This is a genomic window from Bradyrhizobium oligotrophicum (assembly GCF_051168495.1).
Lineage (GTDB): Bacteria > Pseudomonadota > Alphaproteobacteria > Rhizobiales > Xanthobacteraceae > Bradyrhizobium > Bradyrhizobium oligotrophicum_A.
The window spans coordinates 60,253-76,792 of record NZ_JBNPVB010000020.1 but is presented as its reverse complement, the minus strand read 5'-3'; the positions used below and the strand labels follow the sequence as shown (position 1 = coordinate 76,792).

At 65.7% G+C, this 16,540-nt stretch carries 16 protein-coding genes; 7 read left to right on the top strand and 9 right to left on the bottom strand.

The annotated features are described in order from the left end of the window. Positions 1 to 50: 50 nt before the first annotated feature. Positions 51 to 1,340, bottom strand: a complete 1,290-nt coding sequence (locus ACQR1B_RS29545; protein ID WP_434835167.1) for an extensin family protein — start codon at positions 1,338 to 1,340, stop codon at positions 51 to 53. Between ACQR1B_RS29545 and ACQR1B_RS29540 the strand changes: the two genes are divergently transcribed. The 3 genes from ACQR1B_RS29540 to ACQR1B_RS29530 all read left to right on the top strand — a co-directional run bounded on the left by ACQR1B_RS29540 (position 1,339) and on the right by ACQR1B_RS29530 (position 4,230). After that, positions 1,339 to 1,515 carry a hypothetical protein gene (locus ACQR1B_RS29540; RefSeq protein WP_434835166.1) on the top strand — a complete coding sequence of 59 codons (177 nt, stop codon included), beginning with the start codon at positions 1,339 to 1,341 and terminating at the stop codon, positions 1,513 to 1,515. The two genes, ACQR1B_RS29545 and ACQR1B_RS29540, sit on opposite strands and share 2 nt — an antisense overlap. Beyond that, entirely contained in the window at positions 1,503 to 3,131 is a 1,629-nt protein-coding gene (locus ACQR1B_RS29535; protein ID WP_434835165.1) for a fatty-acid--CoA ligase, read from the top strand. Before ACQR1B_RS29540 ends, ACQR1B_RS29535 begins: the two co-directional genes overlap by 13 nt. A gap of 235 nt (positions 3,132 to 3,366) precedes the next feature. Beyond that, a complete protein-coding gene (locus ACQR1B_RS29530; RefSeq protein ID WP_434835164.1) occupies positions 3,367 to 4,230 on the top strand; it encodes a DUF1499 domain-containing protein in 864 nt (287 codons plus the stop codon). Between the two features lie 64 nt (positions 4,231 to 4,294). On the opposite strand, the gene ACQR1B_RS29525 is transcribed toward ACQR1B_RS29530, so the two are convergent. From ACQR1B_RS29525 to ribB, 3 genes are all read right to left on the bottom strand, one after another. Continuing rightward, a complete protein-coding gene (locus ACQR1B_RS29525) occupies positions 4,295 to 5,233 on the bottom strand; it encodes an MBL fold metallo-hydrolase (RefSeq protein WP_434835163.1) in 939 nt (312 codons plus the stop codon). Positions 5,234 to 5,443: 210 nt separating this feature from the next. Continuing rightward, the gene (locus ACQR1B_RS29520; protein WP_434835162.1) at positions 5,444 to 6,658 is read right to left on the bottom strand and encodes an acyl-CoA dehydrogenase; all 1,215 of its coding nucleotides are present in this window, start codon (positions 6,656 to 6,658) and stop codon (positions 5,444 to 5,446) included. A 63-nt stretch (positions 6,659 to 6,721) separates the two neighbouring features. Next, positions 6,722 to 7,798 (bottom strand): 3,4-dihydroxy-2-butanone-4-phosphate synthase, encoded by a 1,077-nt coding sequence (gene ribB, locus ACQR1B_RS29515; protein ID WP_434835161.1) that lies wholly within the window; start codon positions 7,796 to 7,798, stop codon positions 6,722 to 6,724. A 174-nt stretch (positions 7,799 to 7,972) separates the two neighbouring features. On the opposite strand from ribB, the gene ACQR1B_RS29510 reads away from it, so the two are divergent. Continuing rightward, complete coding sequence (locus ACQR1B_RS29510) at positions 7,973 to 9,211, top strand: PLP-dependent aminotransferase family protein (RefSeq protein WP_434835160.1); 1,239 nt, start codon at positions 7,973 to 7,975, stop codon at positions 9,209 to 9,211. 11 nt (positions 9,212 to 9,222) lie between these two features. Here ACQR1B_RS29510 and ACQR1B_RS29505 read toward each other — a convergent pair whose 3' ends face one another. Beyond that, positions 9,223 to 10,503, bottom strand: a complete 1,281-nt coding sequence (locus tag ACQR1B_RS29505) for an amidohydrolase family protein (protein ID WP_434835159.1) — start codon at positions 10,501 to 10,503, stop codon at positions 9,223 to 9,225. Positions 10,504 to 10,682: 179 nt separating this feature from the next. Between ACQR1B_RS29505 and ACQR1B_RS29500 the strand changes: the two genes are divergently transcribed. Together ACQR1B_RS29500 and ACQR1B_RS29495 are read left to right on the top strand one after the other, a co-directional pair. Beyond that, a complete protein-coding gene (locus ACQR1B_RS29500; RefSeq protein WP_434835158.1) occupies positions 10,683 to 11,132 on the top strand; it encodes a hypothetical protein in 450 nt (149 codons plus the stop codon). 138 nt (positions 11,133 to 11,270) lie between these two features. Continuing rightward, entirely contained in the window at positions 11,271 to 11,483 is a 213-nt protein-coding gene (locus ACQR1B_RS29495) for a hypothetical protein (RefSeq protein WP_434835157.1), read from the top strand. Between the two features lie 78 nt (positions 11,484 to 11,561). On the opposite strand, the gene ACQR1B_RS29490 is transcribed toward ACQR1B_RS29495, so the two are convergent. The 3 genes from ACQR1B_RS29490 to ACQR1B_RS29480 all read right to left on the bottom strand — a co-directional run bounded on the left by ACQR1B_RS29490 (position 11,562) and on the right by ACQR1B_RS29480 (position 14,182). Further along, positions 11,562 to 12,383, bottom strand: a complete 822-nt coding sequence (locus ACQR1B_RS29490) for an aldo/keto reductase (RefSeq protein WP_434835156.1) — start codon at positions 12,381 to 12,383, stop codon at positions 11,562 to 11,564. 189 nt (positions 12,384 to 12,572) lie between these two features. Continuing rightward, positions 12,573 to 12,992 (bottom strand): hypothetical protein, encoded by a 420-nt coding sequence (locus ACQR1B_RS29485; protein ID WP_434835155.1) that lies wholly within the window; start codon positions 12,990 to 12,992, stop codon positions 12,573 to 12,575. A gap of 308 nt (positions 12,993 to 13,300) precedes the next feature. Further along, complete coding sequence (locus tag ACQR1B_RS29480) at positions 13,301 to 14,182, bottom strand: aldose 1-epimerase family protein (RefSeq protein ID WP_434835154.1); 882 nt, start codon at positions 14,180 to 14,182, stop codon at positions 13,301 to 13,303. A 279-nt stretch (positions 14,183 to 14,461) separates the two neighbouring features. On the opposite strand from ACQR1B_RS29480, the gene ACQR1B_RS29475 reads away from it, so the two are divergent. Then, positions 14,462 to 15,658, top strand: coding sequence for an amidohydrolase family protein (locus tag ACQR1B_RS29475; protein WP_434835153.1), 1,197 nt, complete (start codon positions 14,462 to 14,464; stop codon positions 15,656 to 15,658). 354 nt (positions 15,659 to 16,012) lie between these two features. Here the strand turns inward: ACQR1B_RS29475 and ACQR1B_RS29470 are convergent, their stop codons facing one another. Then, positions 16,013 to 16,528, bottom strand: coding sequence for a MarR family winged helix-turn-helix transcriptional regulator (locus ACQR1B_RS29470; protein WP_434835152.1), 516 nt, complete (start codon positions 16,526 to 16,528; stop codon positions 16,013 to 16,015). Between the last annotated feature and the right edge of the window lie 12 nt (positions 16,529 to 16,540).

The following is a 16,540-nucleotide window of genomic DNA, read 5'->3' as shown; positions in this document are numbered from 1 at the left end:
TAGCCTCCTCTTGAAGGCGCCGGTCACTCCGGCGCCTTTTGTTTTGGGCGCTAGAACAATCCGCGGAACGGATCCCAGCTTCGGCGGCCCTGATGGCGCTTCCGCGCAGCAGGCTTCGACGCAGACGCCCGCTCTCCGCTGGAGCTGGTCTGCGCCCGCAGGTCCCGTCCGGCGGTATCCCGCGCCTTGTCGGACGCTGCGGATGCACCACCTGCCGGCGGCTTGCCGGCCGGCGATCGGGCCTCCGCGGCGGCTCCGCCCTTTTGCTGCTGCTCAGGCGCTGGCTTCGATGCGGTCCCCTGCTTGCGGGCCGTCTCGGCTGGCTTTGGGGCGGGAGGCTGAGCTTGCCGATCGGCGGGCTCGGGGCCCGCGGCAGCGGACGGGGCCCGGCCGCCGGTGGCGCTCGACGTGCCGGCCTCGACCTCCTCCGAGCTGGCGCGACCTGTGCCGTTGCGCTCGGCGGCGGTGCTCGCGGTCTCATCGGAGTTGTCTTTGCGGGCCTGTTCGGTCTCGCGCGACGGCGCATCTCCGGGCCGGGCGGCGGGCATCAGGGGCGCGACCTTCGGCATCGGGTCGAGCACGTCCCACTGGCAGATCCGATAATTGTTCCGCCGCTCCATCAGGTCGATATGGATGTGGTCCTCGTGATACCAGTCGGAATCGGGGCCAAGCACGGTCGAGAAATGGATGCACACCGAATGGAGCACCGTCTCGCGCAAGTCGCGGGGCTGGCTGCGGTCGGTGAGATCGATCATGCGGCCGTCCGCCAGCTTGAAGCCGTGGACGTCCAGCGCATTGGCACGGCCATGCTCGGACAGCTGCGCACCGGTGACATTGTTGCGGCCGCGGCATTGATACGAGTCGAAATTGTCCAACGCCGTGATCGCGCTGCCGAGCCGCTCGGCCAGCGGCGCCACATCGTTGCGCACCCAGTTGGCGACCGCAGTCGCCATTGGGCAACGCATGGTCGCCGCAGGGGTCAGCGCCACGCGCCGCTTGTCCGGCAGCACCACCGCCTCCAGCCGCACCAGATCCTCACCGCCGCAGCCGCCGGGGCCCCTGATCGGCGGGATCGACGGCGCGATCGCGACCTCGTCGGTCAATGCCAACCGGCAGGCCGAGGGCGGCGGCGGCGCTTTGGCGTCCTCCTTTGCGCTGGTGCCTGCTTCGTCGCGCGCGGCGTCATCCTTGCCCTTGGCCGCCTCGCGGGCCGGCGCTTCGGCGGGGCGCGGCTGAGGAAGCGGCACTTTGGCAGCGACGTCGGCCGGCTTCGAAGCGCGCTCGGAGGCCGCGGGCGCACTGCGGTGCGCCGATTTCGCAGCAGCCGAAGGCATCGCCATGAGCCAGCTCAATGCGATCGCCAACGCGAAGGCGCTAACCATCGCGCCCGGCGCGACGTCGTGGCATTCAAAAGCCCATTTGCGCCGGATGCGGCGCGCGCTAAAATTGACCAAACAGACCAAAAGACCCTCGCTGCAAGCGAATACCGGAGGAACGTCCCGATGCTTGGTTTGATGCAAGACTGGCCCCTGCTTTGTCACCGGATCATCGAGCATGCGGCGACAATCCACGGCTCCCAGGAGGTCGTGACGCGCTCGGTCGAAGGCCCCATCGTTCGCACCACCTACCGGCAAATCCACGACCGCGCGCTCAAGGTGTCACAGAAACTGACGCGCGAAGGCATCAAGCTCGGCGACCGCGTCGCCACCATTGCCTGGAATACCGGCCGTCATCTCGAGGTCTGGTACGGCATCATGGGAATCGGCGCGATCTGTCACACGGTCAATCCGCGCCTGTTTCCGGAACAGATCGCCTGGATCGTCAACCACGCGCAGGATCGCATCGTCATTACCGACCTGACCTTCGTGCCGATCCTCGAAAAGCTCGCCGACAAGCTGCCGAGCGTCGAGCGCTACGTGGTACTGACCGACGCCGCGCACATGCCGCAGACGACGCTCAAGAATGCGGTCGCCTACGAATCGTGGATCGGCGAGGCCGATGGCGATTTCGTCTGGAGCACTTTCGACGAAAACACCGCGGCGGCGATGTGTTACACATCCGGCACCACGGGCGATCCCAAGGGCGTGCTGTATTCGCATCGGTCCAACGTGCTCCATGCGTTGATGGCCAACAACCGGGATTCGCTCGGCACATCGGCCGGCGATACAATGCTTCCGGTGGTTCCGCTGTTCCATGCCAACAGCTGGGGCATCGCCTTTTCCGCGCCCTCGATGGGGACCAAGCTGGTGATGCCCGGCCCCAAGCTCGACGGCGCCTCGGTCTACGAACTGCTCGACACCGAGAAGGTGACCTATACCGCCGGCGTGCCGACGGTGTGGCTGATGCTGCTGCAGCACATGCAGGCGCATAACCTCAAGCTGCCGCATCTGAAGATGGTGGTCTGCGGCGGCTCGGCGATGCCGCGCTCGATGATCCAGGCCTTCCTCGATCTGGGCATCGGCGTGCGTCACGCCTGGGGCATGACCGAGATGAGCCCGATTGGCACGCTTGCCACCCTGAAGCCGCCGTTCCTCGGCGCCGAGGGTGATGCCAAGCTCGACGTGCTGCAGACCCAGGGCTTCCCGCCGTTCGGCGTCGAAATGAAGATCACCGACGATGCCGGCAAGACGCTTCCGTGGGACGGAAAGACCTTCGGCCGGCTGAAAGTGTCCGGCCCCGCCGTCTCCAAGGCCTACTACAAGGTCGACAGCAACATCCTCGACGGCGAAGGCTTCTTCGACACCGGCGACGTCGCGACCGTCGATGGCCATGGCTACATGCGCATCACCGACCGCTCCAAGGACGTCATCAAGTCGGGCGGCGAATGGATCTCCTCGATCGACCTCGAAAACCTCGCGGTCGGCCATCCGGCCGTTGCGGAAGCCGCCGTGATCGGCATCTACCACCCGAAATGGGACGAGCGTCCACTGTTGATCGTGCAGCTCAAGCAGGGCCAGACCACGACGCGCGAGGACATCCTGAAATACATGGAAGGCAAGATCGCCAAATGGTGGATGCCGGATGACGTCGCCTTCGTCGACGGCATTCCGCACACGGCGACCGGCAAGATCCTCAAGACCGCGCTGCGCGACCAGTTCAAGAGCTACCGCTTCCCCAACGCGGCAGCCTGACGCACGTCACCCGGACTCACGTCGAAACGGCTCCTCCAGGACGGAGGGGCCGTTTCCGTTCGGCCGGCCTGCCCGCCGGCCGCGACACGGCCGGCACTTCGCTCCAAGGCTGTCATGCCGCAACGATGAACCTCCAGGGTGCTGGTAAAGCCCTTGAAATTGCGTCATCCCCATGGTCTCTCGGATGGCGTCGGCCATCGACCATGGATGGCTCAACCCGGCAGCTCCTGACACGATGGCCCGCAGGTTTCACGCCCCCTATCTGTCGGAGCCGACCTCCAGCCTTGCGACCTGGACCCGCAATCTCGCGGTGTTCTCCGTCGTCGCGGTGGTCGTCTCGATCCTGATCCTGCGCTTCGACTTCCTGGAGATGAAGCCGGCGCTGGCGACGTTCTTCGGCGCGCTGGGCCTTGCGGTGCTGTCGATCCTGCTCGGGCTCGCCGCTTTCGTCGCGATCTGGCGCAACGGCAGCCGCGGCATGAGCCGGGTGCTGCTCGCCTTCATGATCGACGCGGTGGTGCTGGCCTATCCGGCCTATTTCGCGCTTCAGTATCGCAAGCTGCCGAAGATCTACGACATCACGACCGACCCGGTCGATGCGCCGCGCTTCGAGGCGCTGGCCCCGTTGCGCAACGGCGACGGCACCAACACCGCCGTCTATGCGGGTCTGTATTCGTGGGAGCAGCAGCGCACGTTCTATCCGGACATCGAGCCGGTGCAGATCGAGCTGCCGACCGATCGCGCCTATGCCGTCGCGCTGAAGCTGGTCAATCGGCGCAAATGGTTCGTGGTCGACGAGCGCGCGCCGCAGCCGCCGCGCCGCGAGGGCCGCATCGAGGCGGTGGCGCGCACGCCGATCATGGGCTTTCGCGAGGACATCTCGATCCGCGTCAAGCCGGATGGCGAGGAGTCGCGCATCGATGTCCGCTCAGCCTCGCGCTATTTCGATTTCGACCTCGGCAGCAACGCCTCGCGCGTGACCAAGCTGCTCGAGGACCTCTCGAATGCCGGCGAGGCCGAAGCCCAGAAACCGGTGAAGAAGGTGACGCCGCCGCCGGTGGCGAAGGGAAATGCGAATACGAAGACGGTGAAGAAGTGAGAGGGCGAATGGGGAGTAGCGAATGGGGACAAGGTTCTTTCCGGCCCACTCTCTTCCCTACTCGCTACTCCCCATTCGTTACTCGCGACACCAGCCGATACGTGCCGCCGATCACCGGATCGCCTTCCGTCGCGACGACGCCGCGGGCAACGAGGTCTTCGAGATGCGCCAGCACGGAATAGCCGGCCGCAGTGGTGAGGCGCGGGTCGATGCCGATATAGATGGCGCGCACCATGGTCGGAATGTCGGCCTCGCCCTTGGCGAGGCGATGCAGGATCGAGGCCTCGCGGGCCTGGCGGTGGCGCAGCAGGAAGCGGGTGTAGCGCGGCCCTTCCGGAATCTCAGGGCCATGGCCTGAGAAATAGAGCTCCTCAGGACGCGCCGCGAGCCGTTCCAGCGAGGCCATGTAGTCGACCATCGAACCGTCGGGCGGCGCCACGATCGAGGTCGCCCAGCCCATCACGTGATCGCCGACGAAAGTCGTGCTGCGCTCGCGCCAGGCGAAGGCGAGATGGTTGGCGGTATGTCCGGGTGTCGCCACCGCCTCGACCTGCCAGCCCTGCCCCTCGATCACATCGCCGTCAGCGACCGTGACATCCGGCACGAAGTCGCGGTCGACGCCGGATTCCGGATTGTGCTTCTCGCTCTCGTAGCGCGGCCGCGAGGCGCGATGCGGCCCCTCGGCGTAGACGGTCGCGCCGGTCGCAGCCTTCAGCCGGCCGGTGTTCGGCGAATGGTCGCGATGGGTGTGCGTGACCAGGATATGCGTCACCGTCTCGCCCCTGACGGCATCCAGTAGCGCCTGCGCATGCGCCTCGTTATCCGGGCCGGGATCTATGATCGCGACCTTGCCTTGGCCCAGGATGTAGCTGACGGTGCCGGTGAAGGTGAACGGACTCGGATTGTTGCAGAGGACGCGGCGGATGCCCGGACGCACCTCGTCGACGACTCCCGCAGCCAGCGGGAAGTTGCGGTTGAACGGGACGTCGTCATTGTCGGCCATGGCGTGCCTTCCTGCCGTGCGGGGCAGACTGCCGCCCCACTCTCCGCCGTCATACCCCGCGAAGGCGGGGTATCCAGTACTCCGAGACGGTCGTGTGTCCCGATGAGCCGGCGATTACTGGATCGTCCGCCTTCGCGGACGATGACAGTGGTTGGCGCGATGGCGACCGCGCATCTCGCAGGCGGAGGCAACGCGCGTGGCGTACCGCGATCAGAAGAACGCCTGGATGCCGGTGATGGCGCGGCCGAGGATCAGCGCATGAACGTCATGCGTGCCCTCGTAGGTGTTGACCGTCTCGAGGTTGGCGGCGTGGCGCATCACCTGATACTCGATCGAGATGCCGTTGCCGCCATGCATGTCGCGCGCGACGCGGGCGATATCGAGGGCCTTGCCGCAATTGTTGCGCTTGACGATCGAGATCATCTCCGGCGCCATCTTGCCCTCGTCCATCAGCCGGCCGACGCGCAGGGACGCCTGCAGGCCGAGCGCGATCTCGGTCTCCATGTCGGCGAGCTTCTTCTGCACCAGCTGCGTGGCAGCCAGCGGCTTGCCGAACTGCTTGCGGTCGAGCGTGTACTGGCGGGCGCGATGCATGCAGTCCTCGGCGGCGCCGAGCACGCCCCAGGAGATGCCGTAGCGGGCGCGGTTGAGGCAGCCGAACGGCCCCTTCAGGCCGGACACGTTGGGCAGCAGCGCGTCTTCCGGAATCACCACGCCATCCATCACCACCTCGCCGGTGATCGAGGCGCGCAGTGAGAGCTTGCCGCCGATCTTCGGCGCCGACAGCCCCTTCATGCCCTTCTCGAGGATGAAGCCGCGGATCTGGTTGTCATGTGCGGCCGACTTGGCCCACACCACGAACACGTCGGCGATCGGCGCGTTCGAGATCCACATCTTGCTGCCGGTCAGGCGATAGCCGTCGGCCACCTTCTCGGCGCGCGTCTTCATGCCCGCCGGATCGGAACCGGCATCCGGCTCGGTGAGGCCGAAACAGCCGACCCATTCGCCGCTGGCGAGCTTCGGCAGGTATTTCTTGCGCTGGCTCTCGTCGCCATAGGCGTAGATCGGATACATCACCAGCGACGACTGCACCGAGTTCATCGAGCGGTAGCCGGAATCGACGCGCTCGATCTCGCGCGCCACGAGGCCGTAGGCGACGTAGCTCGCATTGGCGCAGCCATAATCCTCAGGCAAGGTGATGCCGATCAGGCCGAGCTCGCCCATCTCGTTGAAGATCTCGCGATCGGTCTTCTCTTCGAGATAGGCCTTGGTGACGCGCGGCAGCAGCTTGTCCTGGGCATAGGCGCGCGCGGTGTCACGCACCATGCGCTCGTCCTCGGTCAGCTGATCGTCCAGCAGGAACGGATCGTCCCACTGGAAGCTCGACTGGGCCGGCTTGTCCTTTGCCTGAGGGCGCGCGCTCATGAATGGTCCTTTCGCGTCTCGCTGCGCACGAGGCGCATCCTTATGAAGTTAAATCCTGGACGTTCAGCCTTCAAGGCGTTCGTTGGCGACGATCTCGATCCCGAAACCCGACAGGCCCTTGTAGTCATGGGTCGACGAGGTCAGGTTCCGGATCGACGTCACGCCGAGATCGCGCAGAATCTGCGCGCCGACGCCGACCTCGCGCCACTGGCGATGACGATCCGCCTCCGCGGTATGCGGCTCTTCAACGGGCTCGACCGGAACACCGGCAGCGCCGTCGCGCAGGTAGATCAGCACGCCGCGGCCAGCCTGCTTGAAGTGCTGCAGCACCGCTTGAATACGCTGCGGACCGGCGATCAGATCCTTCACGATGTTGGGCTTGTGCAGCCGGGTCAGCACGTTCCGGCCGTCGCCGATGCCGTTGTAGACGAAGGCGGCGTGGGTGATCGGGTCGAACGGCGAACGGTAGGCGTAGCCCTGCAACGGTCCGATCGGGCTTTCTGTCGTGAAGACGGACACGCGCTCGATCAGCTTTTCGCGCGCCTGGCGATAGGAAATCAGATCGGCGATGGTGACGTGCTTGAGATTGTGGGTGGCGGCGAAACGCACGACCTGCTCGCCCTTCATCACCGTGCCGTCGTCGTTCATCAATTCGGAGATGACGCCGACCGGCGGCAGCCCTGCGAGCTTGCAGAGATCGACGGCGGCCTCTGTATGGCCCGAGCGCAGCAGCACGCCGCCGTCGCGCGCGATCAGCGGGAAGATGTGGCCGGGGCGCGCGAAATCGGCGGCGCCGGCATTCGGATTGGCCAGCGCACGACAGCAGGAGGCGCGCTCCTCGGCGGAGATCCCGGTGCCGCCGTCCGGCTTGTAGTCGATCGAGACCGTGAACGCCGTGGTGTGATTGGAATCGTTGTGGGCGACCATCGGGTCGAGCCGCAGCCGCCGCGCGTCGTCGGCCGTGATCGGCGCGCAGACGATGCCCGACGTGTGGCGGATGATGAAGGCCATCTTGTCGGGCGTGCAGAGCGACGCCGCGACGATGAGATCGCCTTCCCCCTCGCGGTCGTCGTCATCGGTCACGACGACCATCTCGCCCTTGGCAAAGGCGTACAGAACTTCCTGGATCGAGTCGGCCATCACAAGTCTCGCTGCTTTTCCGGGGTGCTTTAACCGGGATCGCGGGCGCGCGCCAGAGCAGCGGAACTGCCGTTCGCGAAGCGCCTTCCCGGGGAAAGTACCTGTCATGTCAGGACAAGCGCCCTGGTATCTGTTTAAAGTCGCCGCAAATCGAGAACAAGGGAGGCGTGCCTCATGGCCGCATTCGATTTTGCACCGCTCCTCGGCCCCGGCCTGCCGGCGCCGGCCGCGCGCTGGACGGGCCTTGCAAGATACAGCTTCGTGGGCGGCAACAATGACGGCGACGCCGTGCCGGTGGACGGCTTGCGCGCGGCCGCCGATGCCGTGCTTGCCCGCGAAGGCCGCGCACTCGCCACCTACGGCCTCGCGCATGGACCGCAGGGCTATCGGCCGTTGCGGGACTTCCTGGCCGGCAAACTGGCGCGTGACGCCGGCATGTCGACGCGCGCCGACGACATCATGATCCTGTCCGGCTCGCTGCAGGGGCTCGATCTCGTCAACCAGGCGCTGCTGACGCGCGGCGACACCGTGCTGGTCGAGCAGGACAATTACCAGGGCACGCTGACGCGGCTGGCGAGGCTCGGCGTCAAGGTCATCGGCATCCCGCTCGACCGGGACGGCATGCGGACGGACGTGCTGGCAACGGTGCTGGCCGATCTCAAGGACCGCGGCATCCGGCCGAAATACATCTATACCATTCCGACGGTGCAGAACCCGACCGGCACGATCATGCCGGAAGCCCGACGCGCCGAGCTGCTGTGGCTGTCCCGGGCGTATGGCGTCCCGGTGTTCGAGGACGACTGCTATGCCGACCTGATCTGGGACGGCAAGCGCCCGCGCGCGATCCACGCCATGTCCGACCATGGCGGTGTGATCCATCTCGGGTCGTTCTCGAAATCGGTCGCCCCCGCATTGCGCGTCGGCTTCCTGGTCGCCCCCTGGACCATCATGTCGGTGCTGCTCGCGCTCAAGACGGACGCCGGCTCGGGCGCCCTGGAACAGATGGTGCTGGCGGAATACTGCAAGCCGCATTTCGCGAGCCATGTCCCACAGCTGGTGCGGGGCCTGCGAGCCAAGCTGGACACCTTGATCGAGGCGCTCGATGCCGAGTTCGGGACGGCCGCCGAGTTCGAGGCGCCGAAGGGCGGGATCTTCCTCTGGGTCAAGCTGCCGGATCAGGTCGACACGATGAAGCTGTCACAAGCCGCGCTCAAGCGCGGCGTGGCGATCAATCCCGGGCCGGAATGGTCGACCGATGCGTCCCACGCGAAGAGCCGCTTGCGGCTGTGCTTTGCCAGCCCGTCGCATCAGGACATCCGCGAGGGTATCGCGGTGCTGGCGGAGGTGTGCCGGGAGGAGTTCGGCGTGCCGAAGCGGTCCGCGAATGTGGAGCGGACCGGCGCGCGCGACTGATGGCCCCGTGCTCAGCGCACCGAAAACGGCGACTGGTAGGGCCGCCCGAACGGCACGCCGTTGATCACGGTCTGCACCGGCTTCAGCTGCAGCTTGCCCTCGCGCTTGTTGCCTCGCGTATCGACGAAGCTGACCGGTCCTTCGACCTGATCCATGATGGCGACGTCGGCCGGCGCGCCGACCTGCAAGGTGCCGAGCTTCGGCGTGCGGCCGATGATTTTGGCCGGCGCCGAGGTCGCCATGCTCACCACCTGCTCCAGGGAGAAGCCCATCGCCAGGAACTTCCCCATCACGTTGGGCAGGAACGGCATGCCGGGCGAGTTGCCGGAGAATACGTGGATGTCGGAGGAGATCGTGTCCGGGCCGCAGCCGCCGGGGATCGCCACCTCGGCCACGGTGAAATCGAAGCTGCCGCCGCCATGGCCGACATCGAACAGCACACCGCGCTGCTTGGCGGCGAGCGCCGCCGGCAGCAGCTTGCCATCCTGCACGATGTTGGTGAAAGCGCCGCCGATGTTCGGCGCGCCGGAATAAGCGTGGGTGAGGACGTCGCCGGGCCGCAGCAGGTCAAGGATCTGCGACATCAATTCGGCGGTCTCGACGCCGCCGATATGCACCATCATCCGCGCCGGCCAGCCGCACAGCTCGCAGGCCTTGATGCCGCGCTTCAACGGCTCGAGCCCATGCTTGAAGATCACGTTCTCCGACATCCGCACCTTGACCCCGAGCAGGAAGTCCGGGTTTTCGGCCAGCGCCATGGCGCAGGCATCCACCTGGGCGTTGTCGATGTTGTAGAGCTCGGCCACCGGAAACGCCGACAGGCCGTTATTGGCGATATGGACGAAGGCGTAGATGCGCGCGCGCGACTGGGCGGCGATGAAGCGGCGCAGCGCCGCCAGATTGTTGACACCCGCGTCGCCGGCCGAGACCACCGTCGTCGTGCCCTGGAACTGCACCAGTTCGTCCGGTGGGATCCCGATGGCCGAACCATAGGGATAGACGTGACTGTGCAGGTCGATGAGACCCGGCATCACCAGCCGGCCCGCGGCGTCGATCGACCGCAACGCCCGCTCGACCGGGATATCCGGCGCGATGGCCTCGATGATGCCCCAGCGGATTCCGATGTCGCGCCGGCCGCGCAGGGACTGGCTGGGATCGATGGCGTCGCCGCCTTTGATCAGCAGATCGAACTTGTCGGCCGGCCCCATCGCGGCACGGGCAGAGCCTGAAAACGCGGCCATGGCGGCCGCTCCGGAAGACAACAGGAAATCACGGCGCGACGGCGCGGACATGCTTGGCCTCCCCCATTCTTGTTTGTATTTGAGGACAGCATGCGCCGCGTCTGCCGATCCGGCAAGACCAGCCGCTGGGAAAATCGAAGCGTGGCGCGGACGTCGACGGCGGGCCTAACGACGTTGCACCGTTGACGCAGCGCACTAAGATGGACTGGCAGTAGACCCGCGAGACTCAGATGAATCCGTTCTTCCCTCGCCTGCTCGCGACCATTCTGCTCGCATCGTCGTTCACGGCCGCGGCGGCAGCAGACGGCGCGGTCGAGGCCGCACGTGAATGGGGCTTGATTGGCACCTGGGCTGTCGATTGCGCCGCACCACCCGTCAAGGGCCGCGGCGCCATCATCTCCTACGAGGTGACAACGGATGGCAACCTGATCTATCGCCGCGACCATGATCCGTCCGATGTCAACGACGTCCCCAGCGCGCGGATCGAGCCGGATCAGACCCTGGTGATCTCGATCGTGCTGCCGAAGGCGAACCAGACGCGTGAGAACGGCATCGTCAAGACGTCGGACGGCGGCATCCGCTCGGTGTTCAATCGCGGTGAGGACGGCAGCTATACCATTCGCGAAGCCCGTTTCGTCGCCAACGGCAAGCCGACACCGGTCCTCGCCAAATGCGACTGACGGCGAGCCGTCGAGCGACGATGCTCGCATCGCACGCGAAGATCGAATCTGAACGCATATTCAGCAACTTCACAGAAGTTCCTGCGGAACGTTCTGACACACTTCAAGTTGACCACCGCATTCATTCTGGAGGACGACATGAAGAAACTTGCTTTTGCGCTTGCTTCGCTGACGGTCATCGCACTTGCGGCTCCGTCGATGGCCAACGCCGAGACCGTGATCATCAAGCGTGGCGGCCATCATTATCATCACGGCTGGGATCGCTCGCGCGCGGAAGTCCGCGTTCATCGCGTGATCCGACCCCACTACCGTCACCACGATCGGACGGTGATCATCAAGCGCCGCGACTGATCCGCAGCGCCGACGCAGGAATGGCCCCGCAAGGGGCCATTTTCCGTTGTTCGCCCGACCGACAACCGAAGTTGATCGTCAGCGATCCCAGTCCGGCGCGAAGCCCGGATTGACGAACCGTTTATCCTTCGGCAGCGCCGCGATGGTTCGCTGATCCTCATCATCGAGTTGAAGCTTCAACGCATCCCAATTGGCCTGCTGGCTTTCCTTGCGTCCGGCCTTGGGGATCGCGGCGACGCCGTCCTGATCCAACAGCCATTTCAGCGCGACCTGGGCCGCGCCCGCGCCATGCTTCGCGCCGATCGCCGTCAGTGTCTCGTCGCCCGCTGCACGGCCCTGAGCGAGCGGACAATAGGCCACCAGAGGAATTGACCGGCTCGCCATGTAGGCCTTCAGCGTCGACTGATCGAGCATCACGTGATACTCGACCTGATTGCAGGCCACCGGGGCCTGGATCTCCTCGACCGCCTGCTTCAGCAGCGCGACCGTGAAGTTGGCAACGCCGATCGCACGGGTGCGTCCCTCATCCTTCAGCTTCACGAGCGTTTCGAGCGCAGCCGGCAGGTCCATTCCCTTGGCCGGCCAATGGATCAGATAGAGGTCGACGAAGTCCAGCCTGAGCTTCCTCAAGCTCGTGTCGAACGCACGGCGGATCGCGTCCGGCGCCAGATTCTCGGGCCAGACCTTTGTGGTGACATGCAATTCCGACCGGTCCACCGACGCTGCGGCCAGCGCGGCGCCAATCGCATCCTCATTGGCGTACATCTCCGCAGTATCAATGTGGCGGTACCCCAGCGCGAGCGCGCTCTCGACCGCCTCGCGACAGACCGTGCCCTGCATGCGGAACGTGCCGAGCCCAAGCTTCGGCAGACGGATGCCCTGAGTTTCGATGACGTTCATGGGTTCTCCTGGAGACCCGCCCCGCCATGGCCGAACCAGAACTGGCAGCCTCGAAACATCAAGACCTTGGCGGGATCAGTTCAGATTGCCTGCGCTGCACTTGGGAGTTCAAGCAAGTGGTCAGCCCGGCTCAATCAACATCTCGGGAGATTGGTTCCGATTCGAGAACGAGCGGGACGGCCCGCCCGCTCAATGCCAGTTGCAGATGCCGCCGCTGCCCGGCCGGCACGGCCAGGTCTGGATACGCGTATCCATCGCCTGCGCGTCGAGGGGATTGCCGCGCCGCTGCGCGAGCTTGGCGCGGGCCGCGCCACGCGGACGCTCCGCGGTCCTGCCCATGTGAACGCGTCGGGCCGCGACCGCGCGTGGAATGGCGGAGCTGACCTCGGCATCGAATGCAGACCGGGAGGCGACCGTGGGCCGATCGGTCCTGGCTTCGACGGGCACGGCTTCGAAATGCGCCTCGGGTCCGAGCCGCTCGGGCGACAGCACGGCTTTCGACAGATCGAGCCTGAAGAAGTCGCCCGGCTGATAGGCCGCTGCCATCGCCTGTGTGCTGGCAAGCAGCACGGCGCATGTGAGTGTGCCGACGAACGCCCTCAAGACCATCCCATCCTCCCGTCTCCACGCGACCAACGACGCGCCCCTGCTGCGAGATCCCCATGCGACGAAGCTCGTGAAATCCGCTTGCGACATCACCGGCCGCGAACTCGGACTCGGTTCGCGCGTCGTGATGTTCGTTGATCGACCGTTATCAGGATCGGGAAAAAGCCAACGATCCGCCGGCCGCTCGACGCATCATAACCAAAGTTCCGCCGCCGTCTTCCATGTAGGTCGGAAAGCTGCCATTTCCAGGGCCGAAAGTGAGAGTCACGGTTACCACTGTGCACGCAAATGGGCGCTGGAGATTCGTCATCCTATTCGGGCTTCTCGATTCCGATGCGGCAACGCAGGCTCTCGGATGCTTCTGGCGAAATGAGCATCACACCAGGCTTTGCGGCAAACTCGGCATCGAAATCGAGCGGACTGGCAAAGCCGCGCCAGGGCTCGATGCACAGGAAAGGTGCGCCGCCCGGCTTCGACCAGATGCCGAGCTGGCGGAAATGATCCCATGCTATCCCCAGCGCCGGACCCTTGCTCCCAACGAGACGGACCGCACGGCTGGCCGGCAGGTCGAGGATCACGGCATCTTCGTCGAACAGACGCTCGTTCAATGCCAGCACGCGTCCTTCGATCGGCGACGGCTCCGGCCGCTCGCGCAGCAAGCCGCCGCTCAGGCGGCGGATCGGCGCCGGCTCAGGCTCTGCGAAGATCAGCCGGTAGCTCTCCTTCGGCTGTCCCGGCAGCAGCGGCCAGTTGAAGGCGGGGTGCGCGCCGAACGAGGCCGGCAGCATCTCCGTGCCGGGGTTGGCAATCTCGACCTCCATGTTCAGCGCCTCAGGAGTGATCTGGTACGTCAGCGTGAGCCGGAAGGCGAACGGATAGCGGGCCCGCGTGGTGTCGTCGTCGGTCAGCCGCAGCACGCAGGCCTCTGCGCTCCGCTCGAGCCAGGTGAAGCGCAGGTCGCGGGCGAAGCCGTGCTGCGTCATGGGATAGGTCCGGCCACGATGATGCAGATGATCGTCCTTGAGCCGGCCGACGATCGGAAACAGCCAGGGCGCATGGCGCGGCCAGACCGGACCAGCCTGCCACAGCAGTTCCAGTCCGTCGGCTGTCTTCAGCGAGCACAGTTCGGCGCCCGAAGCCTTGATGGCAGCAGTAATGCCACCGGCGCTGATGGTATGAAGGTCGTCGCTCATCGATCCGCACCCCAATCGCGAGAAGCGATCGAGGTGATGCCGGATTGCGAGGGCATCGTCCAGAGGACGGGAGATGATTTCGGCCCACGCACTGATCGGGAACCGCCGGCACCAGCGGCCGGGCCGTCTGCAACGCAGGCAGCGCGCGCCGATTCTTCGAGCAGAACGGCCGCTTGTCGGACGATATCATTCGTGTACGAATGAACAAAACCGGCTTGATGCTGCGCCGCGTGCGAGCGCAAACTGGCCGCCGATGCTTCGTGAGAGAAGGACGTCCCGATGGCCCATGACGCGCCGCAAGCAACCGGTCCCAGCAAGCTGGTGATCCGCAACGTCGGCCTGATGCTGTCCGGCGCCATGGAACGGCCCATCCTGGATGCCGATACGATCGTCGCGGAGAACGGCAAGATCACCGCGATCGGCCGCTATAAGGACGTCGACACCGAGGGCGCGACGACGATCGTCGACGCCCATGGCACCACGGTCGCGCCGGGCCTGATCGACAGCCACGTCCACCCCGTCGCCGGCGACTGGACGCCGCGGCAGAACCAGAGCAACTGGATCGACTCCTATCTGCATGGCGGCGTCACCACCATGATCTCCGCCGGCGAGGTGCACATGCCCGGCCGCCCGCGCGACGTCGTCGGCCTGAAGGCGATGGCGATCTTCGCGCAGCGCGCGTTCTGGACGCTGCGTCCCGGCGGTGTGAAGGTCCACGCTGGCGCGCCCGTGATCGAATGCGAGATGGTCGAGGATGATTTCAAGGAGCTCGCGGCAGCCGGCGTCAAGCTGCTCGGCGAAGTCGGGCTCGGCGGCGTCAAGGACGGCCCGACCGCGCGTAAGATGGTCGGCTGGGCGCGCAAATACGGCATCCAGAGCACGATCCATACCGGCGGCCCCTCGATCCCGGGCTCCGGCCTGATCGACAAGGACGTCGTGCTGGAGGCCGGCACCGACGTCATCGGGCATATCAATGGCGGCCACACCGCGCTGCCCGACGATCAGATCCGCTGCATCTGCGAGGGCTGCAAGGCCGGGCTCGAACTGGTGCACAACGGCAATGAGCGTTCGGCGCTGTTCACGTTGCGCACCGCGCGGGAGATGAACGAGCTCCACCGCGTCATCCTCGGCACCGACGCCCCGGCCGGCTCCGGCGTTCAGCCGCTCGGTATCCTGCGCATGGTGTCGCTGCTGTCCTCGCTCGGTGACGTCCCAGCCGAGCTCGCCTTCTGCTTCGCCACCGGCAACACCGCGCGGATGCGCGAGCTCGACTGCGGCCTGATCGAAACCGGCCGCTCCGCCGATTTCGTCATCATGGACAAGGCCCAGCACTCGCCGGCCACGACCTTGCTCGACAGCGTCCAGCTCGGCGACCTCCCCGGCATCGGCATGACCATCATCGACGGCATCGTCCGCACCCAGCGCAGCCGCAATACGCCGCCGGCGACGAAGATCCCGGAGATCGTGGCGAAGTAGTTGCAGATCGCTCCGCTGTGATCGCAGTTTCAGTGAATGCGCCCTCTCCCCTTGTGGGAGAGGGCATGTAGGACAGAGCGGCAAGCTCGGTTGGGTGAGGGGTATGTCTCTCCGAGCACAGCTTGTGGAGAGATACCCCTCACCCGACCGCGTGCATGGACAGGCCGTCGATGCCCTCTCCCACAAGGGGAGAGGGCGCTGTATCTGACAGCGCAGCTCTGATGAGCTAAGTCACTTAACGGGCTAAAACCACTTAGATGCAGGCGGCATGTTCTCAACTAACAGCCGCGATCTCGGTGAGAAGGGTGGGCACGCTTCGCTTGCCCACCCCCACGAGATCGGCACTCGGGGCAACTATCGCAGCCTGCTCAACAATCCCAACAACGTCTCGCGCTCTTTCGCATCGAGCGGAGCCAACGTCTCCTTGGAGATCGCGAGCGCCAGCGGTGCGGTCTTTTCAGCGAGCTGCTGGCCGGCGCGGGTCAGGCTGACAAGGAGCCTGCGGCCGTCCTGCGGATCGGCGCTGGTCTCGGTGAGACCGCGCGCTGTCAGCCGGTCGATCACGCCCTTGATGGTGGCGACGTCCATCGCGGTAAAACGTCCGAGCTGGTTCTGCGAGCATGGCCCGGTCTCGACCAGCTTCGACAGCGCCGCCCATTGCGTCGGCGTCAGATTGCTGCCGATGTCGCGGGCGAAGATCATGGTGTGGCGCTGCCAGACCTGGCGCAGGATGAAGCCGATCTGGTCGTCCAACACGTAGTTCGTCTTCGCCGGCTTGGCCGCGGCCTTCGCAGGCGGCTTGGCCGGCGGCTTCGGCGCGGTCTTGGTCGCGGCTTTTGCCGATCGCTTCAGCGTGGCGCTCTTGGCCATATCGTTCCTCGC

Coding starts and splice junctions, on each gene's coding strand:
- ACQR1B_RS29540 (WP_434835166.1), top strand. CDS start 1,339: ATGAGCCAGCTCAATGCGATCGCCAACGCGAAGGCGCTAACCATCGCG.
- ACQR1B_RS29545 (WP_434835167.1), bottom strand. CDS start 1,340: ATGGCGATGCCTTCGGCTGCTGCGAAATCGGCGCACCGCAGTGCGCCC.
- ACQR1B_RS29535 (WP_434835165.1), top strand. CDS start 1,503: ATGCTTGGTTTGATGCAAGACTGGCCCCTGCTTTGTCACCGGATCATC.
- ACQR1B_RS29530 (WP_434835164.1), top strand. CDS start 3,367: ATGGCCCGCAGGTTTCACGCCCCCTATCTGTCGGAGCCGACCTCCAGC.
- ACQR1B_RS29525 (WP_434835163.1), bottom strand. CDS start 5,233: ATGGCCGACAATGACGACGTCCCGTTCAACCGCAACTTCCCGCTGGCT.
- ACQR1B_RS29520 (WP_434835162.1), bottom strand. CDS start 6,658: ATGAGCGCGCGCCCTCAGGCAAAGGACAAGCCGGCCCAGTCGAGCTTC.
- ribB (WP_434835161.1), bottom strand. CDS start 7,798: ATGGCCGACTCGATCCAGGAAGTTCTGTACGCCTTTGCCAAGGGCGAG.
- ACQR1B_RS29510 (WP_434835160.1), top strand. CDS start 7,973: ATGGCCGCATTCGATTTTGCACCGCTCCTCGGCCCCGGCCTGCCGGCG.
- ACQR1B_RS29505 (WP_434835159.1), bottom strand. CDS start 10,503: ATGTCCGCGCCGTCGCGCCGTGATTTCCTGTTGTCTTCCGGAGCGGCC.
- ACQR1B_RS29500 (WP_434835158.1), top strand. CDS start 10,683: ATGAATCCGTTCTTCCCTCGCCTGCTCGCGACCATTCTGCTCGCATCG.
- ACQR1B_RS29495 (WP_434835157.1), top strand. CDS start 11,271: ATGAAGAAACTTGCTTTTGCGCTTGCTTCGCTGACGGTCATCGCACTT.
- ACQR1B_RS29490 (WP_434835156.1), bottom strand. CDS start 12,383: ATGAACGTCATCGAAACTCAGGGCATCCGTCTGCCGAAGCTTGGGCTC.
- ACQR1B_RS29485 (WP_434835155.1), bottom strand. CDS start 12,992: ATGGTCTTGAGGGCGTTCGTCGGCACACTCACATGCGCCGTGCTGCTT.
- ACQR1B_RS29480 (WP_434835154.1), bottom strand. CDS start 14,182: ATGAGCGACGACCTTCATACCATCAGCGCCGGTGGCATTACTGCTGCC.
- ACQR1B_RS29475 (WP_434835153.1), top strand. CDS start 14,462: ATGGCCCATGACGCGCCGCAAGCAACCGGTCCCAGCAAGCTGGTGATC.
- ACQR1B_RS29470 (WP_434835152.1), bottom strand. CDS start 16,528: ATGGCCAAGAGCGCCACGCTGAAGCGATCGGCAAAAGCCGCGACCAAG.